The 13,837-nt window shown below is 61.7% G+C and carries 12 protein-coding genes; 1 reads left to right on the top strand and 11 read right to left on the bottom strand.

Features of this window, described 5'->3' with window-relative positions; genetic code table 11:
* Window positions 1-23 precede the first annotated feature (23 nt).
* The 5 genes from ACLD1X_RS02850 to ACLD1X_RS02830 are packed head-to-tail and all read right to left on the bottom strand — an operon-like array spanning window position 24 to window position 6,164.
* Complete coding sequence (locus ACLD1X_RS02850) at window positions 24-1,415, bottom strand: sigma-54-dependent transcriptional regulator (RefSeq protein WP_429366026.1); 1,392 nt, start codon at window positions 1,413-1,415, stop codon at window positions 24-26.
* Complete coding sequence (locus tag ACLD1X_RS02845; RefSeq protein WP_429366025.1) at window positions 1,405-3,177, bottom strand: ATP-binding protein; 1,773 nt, start codon at window positions 3,175-3,177, stop codon at window positions 1,405-1,407. The genes ACLD1X_RS02850 and ACLD1X_RS02845 overlap by 11 nt, the downstream gene beginning before the upstream one ends.
* Before the next feature lie 14 nt (window positions 3,178-3,191).
* Window positions 3,192-4,082 (bottom strand): alpha/beta hydrolase, encoded by an 891-nt coding sequence (locus tag ACLD1X_RS02840; RefSeq protein WP_429366024.1) that lies wholly within the window; start codon window positions 4,080-4,082, stop codon window positions 3,192-3,194.
* Window positions 4,079-5,473, bottom strand: a complete 1,395-nt coding sequence (locus ACLD1X_RS02835) for an aspartate aminotransferase family protein (protein ID WP_429366023.1) — start codon at window positions 5,471-5,473, stop codon at window positions 4,079-4,081. Before ACLD1X_RS02835 ends, ACLD1X_RS02840 begins: the two co-directional genes overlap by 4 nt.
* A complete protein-coding gene (locus ACLD1X_RS02830) occupies window positions 5,466-6,164 on the bottom strand; it encodes an MtnX-like HAD-IB family phosphatase (RefSeq protein WP_429366022.1) in 699 nt (232 codons plus the stop codon). Before ACLD1X_RS02830 ends, ACLD1X_RS02835 begins: the two co-directional genes overlap by 8 nt.
* A 232-nt stretch (window positions 6,165-6,396) precedes the next feature.
* Between ACLD1X_RS02830 and ACLD1X_RS02825 the strand changes: the two genes are divergently transcribed.
* The gene (locus ACLD1X_RS02825; protein ID WP_429366021.1) at window positions 6,397-7,158 is read left to right on the top strand and encodes a MipA/OmpV family protein; all 762 of its coding nucleotides are present in this window, start codon (window positions 6,397-6,399) and stop codon (window positions 7,156-7,158) included.
* Window positions 7,159-7,176: 18 nt separating this feature from the next.
* On the opposite strand, the gene ACLD1X_RS02820 is transcribed toward ACLD1X_RS02825, so the two are convergent.
* The 6 genes from ACLD1X_RS02820 to ACLD1X_RS02795 form a co-directional block, all read right to left on the bottom strand.
* A complete protein-coding gene (locus ACLD1X_RS02820) occupies window positions 7,177-8,505 on the bottom strand; it encodes a sigma-54-dependent transcriptional regulator (RefSeq protein WP_429366020.1) in 1,329 nt (442 codons plus the stop codon).
* A complete protein-coding gene (locus ACLD1X_RS02815; protein WP_429366019.1) occupies window positions 8,502-10,403 on the bottom strand; it encodes a sensor histidine kinase in 1,902 nt (633 codons plus the stop codon). Before ACLD1X_RS02815 ends, ACLD1X_RS02820 begins: the two co-directional genes overlap by 4 nt.
* Window positions 10,404-10,562: 159 nt before the next feature.
* On the bottom strand, window positions 10,563-11,297 hold the full coding sequence (locus ACLD1X_RS02810; protein WP_429366018.1) for an amino acid ABC transporter ATP-binding protein: 735 nt from the start codon (window positions 11,295-11,297) through the stop codon (window positions 10,563-10,565).
* Complete coding sequence (locus ACLD1X_RS02805) at window positions 11,294-11,965, bottom strand: amino acid ABC transporter permease (protein ID WP_429366207.1); 672 nt, start codon at window positions 11,963-11,965, stop codon at window positions 11,294-11,296. The genes ACLD1X_RS02810 and ACLD1X_RS02805 overlap by 4 nt, the downstream gene beginning before the upstream one ends.
* Window positions 11,965-12,711, bottom strand: coding sequence for an amino acid ABC transporter permease (locus ACLD1X_RS02800; RefSeq protein ID WP_429366017.1), 747 nt, complete (start codon window positions 12,709-12,711; stop codon window positions 11,965-11,967). The genes ACLD1X_RS02805 and ACLD1X_RS02800 overlap by 1 nt, the downstream gene beginning before the upstream one ends.
* A 195-nt stretch (window positions 12,712-12,906) precedes the next feature.
* Window positions 12,907-13,821, bottom strand: a complete 915-nt coding sequence (locus ACLD1X_RS02795; protein WP_429366016.1) for a glutamate/aspartate ABC transporter substrate-binding protein — start codon at window positions 13,819-13,821, stop codon at window positions 12,907-12,909.
* Window positions 13,822-13,837: the final 16 nt, after the last annotated feature.

Here is a 13,837-nt window from a genome sequence, read left to right as displayed (position 1 = left end):
CCTAGCCCCTACAGTGGCAACGCTCAGCGGACGATTTTGTCCACGTGAATGCCCAGCTTTTTCAGCCTGTACCAGAAGCTGCGCTCGGAAATTCCGATCAGTTGGGCGGCGGCGGCCTGCACGCCGTTGCTCTGGGCAAGGGCGGCGAGAATGTAGGACTTTTCGGTTTGCGCCAGCGCCGCGTCCAGATCCGACGGGATGCTGCTGCCCTCGATGAAGACCGCGCCGTTGTCGGCGGACCGTGAAGCAAACAGGTAGCCCGGCAGGTCAACGTCTTCTATCACCGCGCCAGACGCGACAATGGTCGCGCGCTCCACGCAGTTCTGCAGTTCGCGAATATTGCCCGGCCACGCGTATTGGCTCATGGCTTGCAGCGCTGCGGGGCTGAAACCATTGATGCGCTTGCCCGCCGTGGCGCCCAGGATGTGGGCGAAGTGCCGGGCCAGCGGGGCGATGTCTTCGGCCCGCTCACGCAAGGCCGGCAGGGGAATCGGGAACACATTGAGGCGGTAATACAGGTCTTCGCGAAACTCCTTGTTCGCCACCGCTTCCAGCAGGTTCTTGTTGGTGGCCGCGATGACCCGCACATCGACCTTGCGCTCGCGCGGATCGCCCACCGGTTCGATGACCCGCTCTTGCAGCGCCCGTAGGATCTTCGCTTGCAGGGGCAACGGCATTTCACCGATTTCATCGAGAAAAAGGGTGCCCTTGTCGGCCTGCTGGAAGCGTCCGATACGGTCGGTCACGGCCCCGGTGAACGCGCCTTTGCGGTGACCGAACATTTCGCTTTCCAGCAGCCCTTCGGGGATCGCCGCACAGTTGACCGCGACGAAAGGTTGGTCGGCACGGTTGCCGTGCTTGTGGATCGCCCGCGCGACCATTTCCTTGCCGGTGCCGCTTTCGCCGGTCAGCAGGATCGTGGCGTTGCTCTCGCGCACGGATTCGATCGCCTGCAGGACGCGGCGAAAGCTCGGGCTGTCGCCGATCAGGCTGTCGATCTGCTGGTGTTCGTCGAGTTCGGCACGCATGCGCTGGTTGTCTTTGAGAATGTCGCGAAATTGCAGGGCCTTGCTGACGGTGATGTCCAGTTCGTCGATGTCGAACGGCTTGGCGATGTAGTCGAAGGCGCCGTTGCGCATCGACTGCACGGCGTTTTTCACCGTGCTGTAGGCGGTCATGACGATCACCGGCAGTTGTGGATAACGGCTTTTGATTTCTGCCAGCAGTTGCGGGCCGTCCATGCCGGGCATGCGCCAGTCGCTGATCACCAGGTCGATGTCTTCGGCCTCCAGCACCTTGAGCGCGTGCAGGCCATTGCCGGCGGTAAATACGCCGATGCCGTTCTGACTCAACGCCGAGGCGAGCAAGTCGCAGAGCTTGGGCTCATCGTCGACCACCAGTACGTTATGCGTCATCGTTGCCCTCGTCGAAGTGTTCACCGCTGGCCGGAATGTACAGGCTGAAGGTGGCGCCGGCATCCTTTTGACTGACGCACTCGATGCGCCCGTCATGACTTTCCATGATCGAGAACACCTTCGCCAGCCCCAGGCCCGTGCCCGAGGCCTTGGTGGTGACGAATGGCGTGAAGATCCGCTCCAGCATGTCGGCGTCGATGCCCTGGCCGGTGTCGCGGAGGCTGATCACGGTATAGGGCGTTTCGCGGCTGATCGTGACCGTCAGGCGGCCGCCGTCGGGCATGGCGTCGATGGCGTTGACGATCAGGTTCAGGCCGGCCTGCTTGAGTTGCCGCGCGTCGGCATACAAGGTCGCACCGGGGGCGTGATCTTCGATCTGCACGTCGATCCGCTGGCTGGCCAGTTCCGGGGCGCAGAAGCCGATCAGTTCATCCACCACCTGCCGCGCCGGCTGCGTCGAGCGCATCGGCGCGCTGGGCTTGGCGAAGTCGAGGAACTCGGTGATCAGGTCGTTGATCCGGCTGACTTCACTGACCACGTATTCGAGGTGACGCTTGTCGGATTCGGGCAAGTCGGTGCGACGATGCAATAACTGCGTAGCGGTCTTGATGATGCCCAGCGGGTTGCGGATTTCATGGGCCAGGCCCATCGCCACTTCGCCCAGCGCGTGCAAGCGGTCACGTCGGCGTAACTGCGATTCCAGATGCTGCAACTCCCCCAGGCGCTCGCTCATCAGGTTGAAGGTGCTGCTCAGTCCTGCCAGTTCGTCGCCCCCGGTGACCGGCAAACGCTGGCGGTAATCTCCGGCGATAACCGCCTGGACGCCGTTGGACAGGTTGCTCAAGGGCTTGGTCAGGCGCTGGGACACCAACCAGCCGACCGCCAGCGAAGCGGCCGAACTGAGCAGGAAAATCAGGATGAACAGGTTGCTCTGGTTCACCAGCCCGACCAGGCTGGTGTGGCGCAGCAGGCCGCTGAAGATCACACCTTGAAGTTGGCCGTTTTCGTTGAGTATCGGCCGGTAGATGCCGCTGTAGCGGTTGGTCGATTGCTCGATGGGCTGCTTGGTGTTGCGCAGGGTCTGTTCGATTTTTTCCGGTACCGCCGCCGGGTGATCCTCGAAGCGCTGGGTCGAAAATATCTCCGAGAAGTTGTCGTCCTTGGCCAGGTACAGCCGCAGGTCCAGGGAGTGCACGTCGGCCACGCTGGTCAGGAAGCTGCTGTCGAGGTAGGTGGCGACGATCATTTTGTAGTCGACGCCATCCTGTTCGGTCTCGAACGTCGACACCACCGCGCCGGTCGCTACGCCGCCGACCTGCAAGGTTTGCAGCACCGCTTTGGGGGCGATGTCGATCTGCCGGATGATGTCGTCGGCCACGGTGCTGAACACCACTTTGTGATCGCTGTTGCGCACCAGCGCAACCACATCGATGCCCATGGAGTCGGCGATATCGGCCGTCAGTCGGTCATTGCGGGCCGCCAACTCGTCGGTGGGCGAGCGAGTAAACCGCAGGAACAGCTGAGCGGCCCGGGCGTTCTCGTGGAGGATCTCGGTGATTTCGTCCTCGACGATCTTGGTCGACTCCTGCAGCCAGATCCGCACGTTGCTGTCGAAAATCTGCGACAGGGTGGTCGCCGCCAGTTCCGCGGCGATCATGGTCGGAATCACGCTGACCAGCCAGAACGCCAGCACCAGTTTGCGTTGCAGGCTCCAGCCGGAGAGGGCAAAAGGTCGGGCATCGGGACGTCGGGCTGTTGTCACATGTTCTCCTTGAGTTATGCCAGCTGCCGGTACACCGGGGGCGTCGGTAACAGCGTAGATCGCTGTTGCATGAAACGACGCTGGATAAAGTCCGCGCTCAGTTCCACGACGCGCCGATATTGCAGGTCGACGGTAATCATGTGGTAGCAGTCGTCGAGCAGGATCTTCACCACCGGGCCACCGAGTTTGCGCTCCACGTAGTCGGCGTTCCAGCGACTGGTGATGTCGTCTTCGCGTGAGTGCAACACCAGCGCCTGGGTGGTGATGTGCGGCATGCGTTTTTTCACCGCCGCCACCAGCCGGTGCAGTTCGCGGACACTGACTCCGGACATGGTGAGCAACCCGGCACTGCCGCTATCGCCGGCCCGCATCTGCCGTTCGACGATGGCCCGCAAGCGTTCGTCCTTGATGCCATAGGGCGGTTTTTCGTTGAAGCGGCACAGGTGCACGCCAAACGGGATCGACATCACCAGGCTGCTCAATTTCGCCACCCAGGGCATGTTCCAGCCGTCGTAGCGCAGCGTCGTCGAGTACAGCAGCAAGCCTTCGATCTGTCCCGGGTGTTCCGCTGCCAGGTACATCGACAGCACCGCGCCCATGGACAGCCCGCCGACAAATACATGGGCATGCTTGCGGCGCACGCCAACGAAGGTATTGCGTGCGCTTTCGTACCAGTCGCGCCAACCGCTGGCTTGCAGGTCGGCGTTGTCGCCGCAGTGACCGGCCAGGGTCGGCACGTAAACCGTATGGCCGGCCTTGGCCAGGCCCATGGCCACCCGCCGCAGTTCCGTCGGGGTGCCGGTCAGACCGTGGATCAGCAGCACCGCAACCTCGCCACTGCCGAGAACGAACCCGGCAGTGCCTTCGCCCATGTCGATACCCTCGACTGCAGGGGCGGCGTTCATCGCTTCATGGCCCGGGCGAGCAGGCGGTCGAGCAGGGCGATACCGAGGTCGATCTCCGGGTAGCTGATTTCCAGGGATGGCGCCAGGGTGATGACGTTCTTGTAGTAACCGCCTACGTCGAGAATCAGGCCCAGGCGTCTGCCGTCGATTTCGATGTCGCCCTTCATGCCCTCTTCGACCATGAAGTCCAGGGTTGCCTTGTCCGGGGTAAAGCCATCCGTCGTACAGATTTCGCAACGCAGGGCCAAGCCCAGGCCGTCGACGTCGCCGATGATCGGGTAGCGTTTCTGCAGGTCTTTCAGGCCTTCAAGGAAGTATTTGCCCTTGTTCATGACCATCGCGCCGTAATCGACTTCGCTGGTCATCTTGAACATTTCCAGGCCGACGGCGGTGCCCAGCGGATTGGAGGCGAAGGTCGAGTGAGTGGAGCCCGGAGGGAAGACTTTCGGGTTGATCAGCTCTTCTTTTGCCCAGATGCCACCCAGCGGGTTGAGGCCGTTGGTCAAGGCCTTGCCGAAGACGATCACGTCCGGTTTGACGTCGAAGTGCTCGATCGACCACAACTTGCCGGTGCGGTAGAAGCCCATCTGGATTTCATCGACCACCATCAGGATGCCGTGCTGGTCCAGCACATGCTTGAGTTCGCTGTAGAAGTTCATCGGCGGGATCACGTAGCCACCAGTGCCCTGGATCGGCTCGACGTAAAACGCGGCGTACTCGCTCTGGCCGACTTTCGGGTCCCAGACGCCGTTGTATTCGGTCTCGAACAGGCGGGCGAATTGTTGCACGCAATGGCTGCCGTACTCTTCCTTGGTCATGCCTTTGGGGCCGCGGAAGTGATACGGGAACGGGATGAAGTTGGCGCGCTCGCCGAAGTGGCCGTAGCGACGACGATAGCGGTAGCTGGAGGTGATCGACGAGGCGCCGAGGGTGCGCCCGTGGTAGCCGCCCTCGAAGGCGAACATCAGGCTCTTGCCGTTGCTGGCGTTGCGCACGACTTTCAGCGAGTCCTCGATGGACTGCGAACCACCGACGTTGAAATGCACGCGACCGTCGAGACCGAACTTTTTCTTCGCGTCCACGGCGATCATTTCCGAGAGCTCGATCTTGCCTTTGTGCAGGTATTGGCTGGCGATCTGCGGCAGGGTGTCGATCTGCTGTTTCAGTGCGTTGTTCAGGCGCGGGTTGGCGTAACCGAAGTTTACCGCCGAGTACCACATTTGCAGGTCGAGGTAGGCCTGGTCGCTGGTGTCCCAGACGTAGGAACCTTCGCAGCGGCTGAAAATGCGCGGCGGTTCGATGTAGTGAACGGTGTCGCCGTAAGAGCAATACCGCGCTTCTTTTTCCAGCAGGATTTGGTCTTCGGCGGTAGCGATTCGAATATCAGACATGGTGGAAGTGTTCCTGTGTTTCGACGGTGAAAGAGGTGGCGTTGGCCGCGCTGGCAATCGGCAGCAGGGCCAGCAGGGCAGGGAGTTCGGCGAAGCTGTCGAAGCGTGCGTAGGCGATGCCGTTGCGTTCGCAGTGCTCGGCGAGGCGATCCTTGGCGAACACGAAGTCGGCGGTGCCCGCCACGCACAGGTCGGACTGGCCGTCACCGATCACCAGCACGCGTTTGGTGGCGGGCGTGGATTTGCATTTGCAGTTGCCGGCCGCGGCGCGACAGGCGTCGCTGGCATGGGGGAAGTCGATGCGCCAGCTGTCGTGATCGACCTGGCGCAAGCGGTTGGCCAGGATCGGCAACAGGCTGACGTAGTGGCGCGCCAGGATGCGTGCGATGCCCTGCTCGATGCCGTCGCTGACCACTTCAAGCGAGGCACCGAGGCCGATCACGTGGTCGACGAAGTCGGGGAAGTCCGGGTCGATGTCGATGCTGTCGAAGAACCCGAGCAGTTCGCCGGGCGATGCCTTGACCAGCGAGAGCTGGCGGCCCAGGCACTCGCGCGAACCGATGTCGCCCGCCAGCCACTCGTTTTCGATGGCTTCCCAACTCGGGTCGGCGAATCGCTGGAGGATGCCGTCGATCACGTCGGTGCGGGTGATGGTTCCATCGAAGTCACACACGATATGCCAGTCATTCATCTGCTGTACCTTTCTTGGATCAAGCGAGTGCAGGTCGCACTGTTTGCGCTGCCAATGGGGGTAGAGCAGGGACTGTGCCAAACCGGTTTGGCCCCGCAGGGCCGGGGTTCTGGCGGATTCAGACCGCGGCGAAGCTACGATTTTTGTAGGTCGCTACAAACAACATGAGTGCTTGCACGGGGCGGGCAATCCGGGGATTGATGCGCGCAGATGCCGATAAGGAGCGAGCCTCATGTCGAGGATCACCATTGCGCTGCTGGCCGTGCTGGCCTGCCTTTCATTCGATGTTCACGCCGACGCAATCACCGGTAAGGCCGGACTTGGCCTCAGCTATCAGCCCCATGATCCGAGTGGCAGCCGCTACGAAACCCGGCCCGTGCCCTACCTCGATCTGGATTGGGGCGATGTCAGCCTCGGTACCGACGATGGCCTGACCTGGAACGCGTTCAAGGCCGACGGCTTCAGCGCGGGGCCGTTTTTCGGTTACCTGCCCGGGCGCACCGCCAACGGCACCCTGCGAGGCCTGCGGGATGTCCCGGACATGGGCGAGGTCGGCGCATTTGTGCAGTACGCGCCGGCCGATTTCTGGCGAGTGTTCGCGTCCGTCGGTCAGGCGCTGGGCGGGGGCAGTGGCCAGGGTGGCGTGCTGGGCCGGGTGGGCGGCGAGGTGGGCTATCCGCTGGGTGGCGGGGTGATCGGCAGCAGCAACCTGACCGCCCATTTTGTCGATGCCCGGCAGAACCGGACGTTCTTCGGAGTCAGTGCCGATGAATCACTGGCCTCGGGCATTCGACCTGCCAACGCCAGCGGCGGGTTGCAGAATGTGGCATTGACCCAGAGCTTCGAATTGCCACTGGCCAGCCATTGGTCGTTGCTGACCAGTGTCAGCTGGATTCACCTGACCGGTTCGGCGGCCGACAGCAGTCTCGTCAAGGAACTCGGCCACTCGGACCAGGGTGCAGTGCAGGCGGCGATTGCCTACGCATTCAACTGAAGCGAGCAACAGCCTCGCTCAATGGCTCAGGCCGTACTTCTTCACTTTGTCGAACAGCGTGGTCTTGGCCATGCCCAGTTCCTGGCTGGCCTGGGTCAGGTTGCCGCCGCTGCGTTGCAAGGCATCGCTGAGCAAGTTGCGCTCGAACGCTTCCACTGCTTCGGCAAAGGCCAGGCCCTGATTGCCGCTGCCGGCACCGGTTTTTTTGAACGCCGGCAGGCCCAGGGCAAAGCGCTCGGCAACGTTGCGCAGCTCACGCACGTTGCCCGGCCAGTCGTGGCTCATCAGGTTCGAAACGGTCTGGTTGTCCAGCTCTGGTGCTGCGCGGTCGAAGCGCAGGGACGACTGCTGCAAGAAGTGTTCGAACAGTTGCAGGATGTCCTCACGGCGCTCGCGCAGCGGCGGCAGCTCCAGGGTCACCACGTTGAGTCGGTAATACAGGTCGCTGCGGAATTCGCCGGCCTTGCTCGACTCGACGAGGTCGGATTTGGTTGCCGCGATGACGCGGCAATCCACTGCCACGCTCTGGTTCGAACCGAGGCGTTCGAGGGTGCGCTCCTGCAACACTCGCAACAACTTGATCTGCAAGGGCAGGGGCATGCTTTCCACTTCGTCGAGGAACAGTGTGCCGCCATCGGCGTGTTCGATCTTGCCGATCCGCCGTTTACCCGCGCCGGTAAAGGCGTTGGCCTCGTGGCCGAAGATTTCGCTTTCGAAGAGGTTCTCCGGCAGGCCGCCGCAGTTCAAGGCAACGAACTGCCGGGTGTGCCGCCGACTGAAATCATGCAGGCAGCGCGCAACCAGTTCCTTGCCGGTGCCGGTCTCGCCTTCGATCAGCACGTTGGCCGAGGTATCGGCGACGTTGGCGATCAGTTCCCGCAGGTTCTGCATGGCTGGCGAGCGTCCGATGATCCGTCCTTCGAGGGAGTTGCGCTCGGCCAATTGCCGACGCAGCGACGACACCTCCCGCGCCAGGCTGCGTTGCTCCAGGGCGCGACGGGCGACATCCACCAGGCGTTCGGGCGAGAACGGTTTCTCCATGAAGTCGTAGGCGCCTTTCTGCATCGCGCCGACGGCCATGGAGATGTCGCCATGCCCGGTGATCAGCACCACCGGCAGGCTGCGGTCGCGGGCCTTGAGCCGGGTCAGCAGTTCCAGGCCATCGATGCCCGGCAGGCGAATGTCGCTGACGACGATGCCGGCGAAATTGTCGCCGACCCGCTCCAGGGCTTCTTCGGCGCTGCCCACGCCAATGCAGGGAATGTCTTCCAGGGTCAGCGCCTGTTGGCAGCCGAGCAGTACATGGGGGTCGTCTTCGACGATCAATACACTAAGGTCGTTGTTCATATTGGCTCGGCGGAAATGGGGCTTACCAACGGTAAACTGAGGACGAATGCGGTACCACCGCTGGACGGGTGCTCGACACCCAGGTGACCGCCGGTGGCGGCGGCCAGGCTGGCGGAAAGGGTCAGGCCAAGGCCCAGGCCCTGTTCGCCGGGTTTGGTGGTGAAGAACGGTTCGAACAGGTGCTTGCGCGCTTCGGCGTCGATGCCATGGCCATTGTCTCGCACGCGCAGCCGGTATTTGCCTTCGGACACTTCGCCCTCGAGCCACAACTCCGGCAGCGGCTGCGCTTGCATCGCATCCAGGGCGTTGCCGATGAGGTTGACCAGAATCTGCTCCAGGCGGGTCTGGTCGATTTGCACCTGCACGTCGCTGAAGTCGCGGTGCAATTGCAGCTGAATGTTTTCCACCCGGCCGCCGAGCAATTGCAGGGCCGCGTCCACCGCTTTGCCGAGGCAGGCCTGGCCCTTGTCATCCCCGCGCCGGGCGAACGAGCGCAGGCTGGCGGTGATCCGGCCCATGCGGTCGATCAGTTCGTTGATGGTCTTGAGGTTGGTGCTGGCCACGTCGAGCTGGCCGCGTTCGAGGAAGCGCACGGTATTGCCGGACAAGGTGCGCAGCGCCGCCAGCGGCTGGTTCAGTTCGTGGGCGATGCTGGTGGACATCTGGCCGATTGCCGCGAGTTTTCCGGCCTGTACCAGTTCATCCTGGGCGCGGCGCAAGGTCTCTTCGGCGTGCCGGCGCTCGCGGATCTGCCCCTTGAGCCGTTCGTTGCTGGCGCGCAGGTCGGTGGTGCGTTCGGTAATCCGACGCTCCAGCTGACTGTTGGCTTCCTGCAAGGCTTCCCGGGCCGCGAGGCGGGTGGCAATCACCTTGCGCCGTTCATTCCAGGCGATCAGCAGAAAGGCACAGAGGGCAAACGCCACCGCCACCAGAATCCCCTGGTTGATCGCTTCGCGGCGCAAGTCCTGCAGCGGGGTGAGCAGGGTGAAGTTCCACGGTGTGTCGCTCAAGTTGCGGGTTTGTGCCAGATAGCTGATGTTTTCTTCGTCGGAGGCCAGCTCGCTGTTGGCCGGAAAGGTCAGTTTCTCCACGCCTTCGGACAGGGTTTCGCGGGCCAGCGGTTGCAGTTCGTTGAGCGGGAACCAGTAGTACTGCAGGCTGCGCGCAAGTTTTTCCTTGGTTTCTTCGCTCAGCGGCACCACCGACTTCAAACGTCGGGCCGGGTCGCTGGACAGAATGATGATGCCGTTCTCGTCGCTGACGAAGGCTTCCAGGCGTGCCCGCTGCCAGCGTTCCTCCATGGCTTCCAGGCGTACCTTGACCACCGCGACTCCGATGATCTTGCCATGTTCTTCCAGGCCATGGGCCAGGTAGTAACCGGGTTCGCCGTTGGTACTGCCGATGCCATAGAAACGCCCTGGCTGACCGCGCACGGCGTTCTGGAAATAGGCGCGAAAGGACAGGTCTTCACCCAGGTAACTGTCGACATCGCGCCAGTTGCTGGTGGCCATGACTCGGCCGGTGGTGTCCATCACGTAGATGGCCCGACTGCGGCTGCGCCGGTTCAGGCCTTCGAGGTAATCGTTGACCGTTTGCCGGTGTTCCGGGGTCGGGTCGGCCAGCAACTGCGAAACACTGGTTTCGAGCTCCAGCAGGCTGGGCAGGTAGGTGTATTTGCTGATTTCGCTTTCGACGGCACGGGCGTGCAGTTCCAGCTGGCGCTGGCCGTTCTCGCCGAGGCTGCGAATGCCATAGTGCTCACTGATCCAGAAGCCGATATAGCCCAGGCCGATCATCATTGCGATGATCAGTGGTGGCAGGAACAGGTGACGAACCAGACGGGGTTTCACGGCAAGTGATGGCGACGTGTCGCGATGGGGATTGGGGTCGCATTTCATCACAGATGCCTTGGGTCAACCAGCGTTTGCCCGCCTCTCTGTAGGAGCGAGCCTGCTCGCGATGGTCGTCAACGATGACGCGTTCATTCTGAATGTACGCGGTGTCTTTGAGTTCATCGCGAGCAGGCTCGCTCCTACAGGGGGAGGGGCGTACAGCTTTTAGTGCTGCAGAATCTTGTTGAGGAAGTGCTGCGTACGTTCGGCACGGTGGCTGATGTCGCCGAAGAACTCCTCTTTCGGGCAGTCTTCGATGATCTTGCCGGCGTCCATGAAGATCACCCGGTCCGCCACTTTACGGGCGAAGCCCATTTCGTGGGTCACGCACATCATGGTCATGCCTTCGTGGGCCAGTTGCACCATCACGTCGAGCACTTCGTTGACCATTTCCGGGTCCAGCGCCGAGGTCGGTTCGTCGAACAGCATGACGATCGGGTCCATCGCCAGCGCACGGGCAATCGCCACACGCTGCTGCTGACCACCGGAAAGCTGGCCAGGGTGCTTGTGGGCATGGGCCGACAGACCGACGCGATCGAGCAGTTGCAGACCTTTTTTGGTTGCCTCTTCCTTGCTGCGCCCCAGCACCTTGATCTGCGCGATGGTCAGGTTTTCGGTGATGGTCAGGTGCGGGAACAGCTCGAAGTGCTGGAACACCATGCCCACGCGCGAACGCAGCTTCGGCAGGTTGGTCTTCGGGTCGGCGATGGAGGTGCCGTCGACCACGATGTCGCCTTTCTGGAACGGTTCCAGCGCGTTGACGCACTTGATCAGGGTCGATTTGCCGGAGCCGGATGGCCCGCACACCACGATCACTTCACCTTTTTTGACCTCGGTGCTGCAATCAGTCAGTACCTGGAAGTCCCCATACCACTTGTTGATGCTTTTGATAGAGATCATACGGCGAACCTTTTTTGCAGACGCTTGACCAGCTGCGAGGCGGCAAAGCTGATGATGAAGTACACGAGACCGGCGAAGACCAGGAACTCATTGGAGCGGCCAATGATGTCGCCACTGGCGCGCGAAGCATTGAGGAAGTCCACCAGGCCGACGGCGTAGACCAGCGAGGTGTCCTGAAACAGGATGATGCTCTGCTGCAGCAACAGCGGCGTCATCTTGCGAAACGCCTGGGGCAGGATGATCAGGCGCATCATCTGGCCGTAGGTCATGGCCAATGCCTGGGCAGCGCCCATCTGGCCCTTGGGAATCGACTGCACGCCAGCGCGGACGATTTCGCAGAAGTACGCCGCTTCGAACATCATGAAGGCCACGATGCACGAGGCGAACGCGCCGATCGGCGTGTCTTCGCCGGTGATCCAGCGCAGCACGAACGGCACCGCCAGGTAGAACCAGGTGATCACCAGCAGCAGCGGGATCGAGCGGAAGTAGTTGACGTAAGCGCCGGCCAGGTTCGACAGCAGCTTGTTGTGGGACAGACGGCACAGCGCCAGGATCGTGCCGAGGATGATCCCGCCAACCACGCCCATGGCCATCAGCTTGAGGGTCATGATCATGCCGTTCCACAGGCCCGGCAGGGACGGGATGATGCCCGAGAAGTCGAATTCCATCATTTACCCCCTACGGAGATCAGGCCCGGTACGGCGACTTTCTTCTCGACCAGGCGCATCAGCAACATCAGGCTCATGTTCAGGGTGAAGTAGATCAGCGTTGCCAGGGTAAAGGCTTCGAACAGGTTGGCGGAGAACTCGGCGGTCTGTTTGGTCTGCGCGAGCAATTCCATCAAGCCGATCAGCGAGGCCACGGAGGTGTTCTTGAAAACGTTCAGGAATTCCGAGGTGAGCGGCGGAATGATGATCCGGTAGGCCTGGGGCAGCAGCACGTTCCAGTAGATCTGCGGCAGTTTGAAACCCATGGCGCGGGCCGCGGACTCCTGGCCCTTGGGCAGGGCCTGGATACCGGTACGCACCTGTTCGCAAACCCGGGCGGTGGTGAACAGGCCCAGGCACACGACGACGCTGAGGAAGGCCGAAGTGGTCGGGTTCAGGTCCTGCTTGTACCACTCTTGCAGGTCGGCAGGCAGCAGGTCGGGTACCAGGAAGTACCAGATGAACAGCTGAACCAGCAGCGGCACGTTACGGAAAAGTTCGACGTAGCAGGTGGCGATGCCCGATACGATGCGGTTCGGCACGGTGCGCATGACGCCCAGGATCGAGCCCAGTGTCAGGGCGATGATCCAGGCCGCGATGGCGATGGCGATGGTCCAGGCCAGACCGGACACGTACCAGTCGAAATAGGTCTCGCTGCCCACGCCGGTGGACTTGAAGAACACGCCCCAGTCCCAGTTGTAATTCATTAGGGTCTCCCCTCAGTTCAATCGATGTACAAGTGCCCGCTTGGGGGAAGCTCCGTTCCCGCCTGTCCTTGAGGGACAGGCACACGCGCTCGGCTCGACAGCCACCGGTTCGAGTGTTTCCAAAAAATGCCAGCAGGAAGTGACCACCTCCTGAAAGGGCGACCGCCCTCTCAGGAGATAAGGTTAGTCAGAAAATCAGGACTTCTTGTCGTCAGCCGCTTTATCAGTCGGATTGGCGATCAGGGCCTTGAGCTCGTCGCTCATCGGGAAGTTCAGGTTCAGGCCTTTTGGCGGGATTGGCTGCATGAACCACTTGTCGTAGATCTTGTTGATCTCGCCCGAAGCGTAGGTGGCCTTGATGGCGTCATCCACAGCCTTTTTGAACGGCTCATCGCCTTTACGCACCATGCAGCCGTAGATTTCGAAGGACTGTGGAGTGCCGGTTACAGCCCAGTCTTTCGCGTTCTTGGCCTTGGCCGCTTCACCCGCCAACAGGGCGTCATCCATCATGAAAGCGACGGCACGGCCGGTTTCCAGCATCTGGAAGGACTCGCCATGGTCCTTGGCGGAGATGACGTTCATGTTCATTTGCTTGTCGGCATTCATCGACTTCAGGATGCGCTCGGACGTGGTACCTGCGGTGGTCACGACGTTCTTGCCGGCCAGATCCGGGAAGTCCTTGTACTTGGAGTCAGCCTTGGACAGCAGGCGAGTACCGATTTCGAAGATGCCGACGGAGAAGTCGACTTGCTGCTGACGCTCGACGTTGTTGGTGGTGGAGCCGCATTCGAGGTCCACGGTGCCGTTCTGCACCAGCGGGATGCGGGTCTGCGAGGTCACCAGGTTGTACTTGACCTGGAGATTCGGCATGTCGAGGTCTTTTTTCAGGGCTTCAACGACTTTCAGCTGGATGTCGTGGGAGTAGCCGACCGGCTTGCCGGAAGCGTCTGCAATGTAGGAGAACGGAATGGAAGCGTCGCGGTGGCCCAGGGTGATGACACCGGACTCTTTGATCTTCTTCAGGGTGCCGGTCAGTTCGGCGGCGAAAACTGGCGTGCTGATCAGAGCGGCAGCAATGGCTGCGCCCAGGATGTGGGGAACGATGCGCATCAAATTTTCCTCGACT

Source organism: Pseudomonas sp. 18173, from assembly GCF_050432945.1.
Lineage (GTDB): Bacteria > Pseudomonadota > Gammaproteobacteria > Pseudomonadales > Pseudomonadaceae > Aquipseudomonas.
Note: the sequence above shows the minus strand (reverse complement) of the source record. Positions and strands in the feature narration are given on the sequence as shown.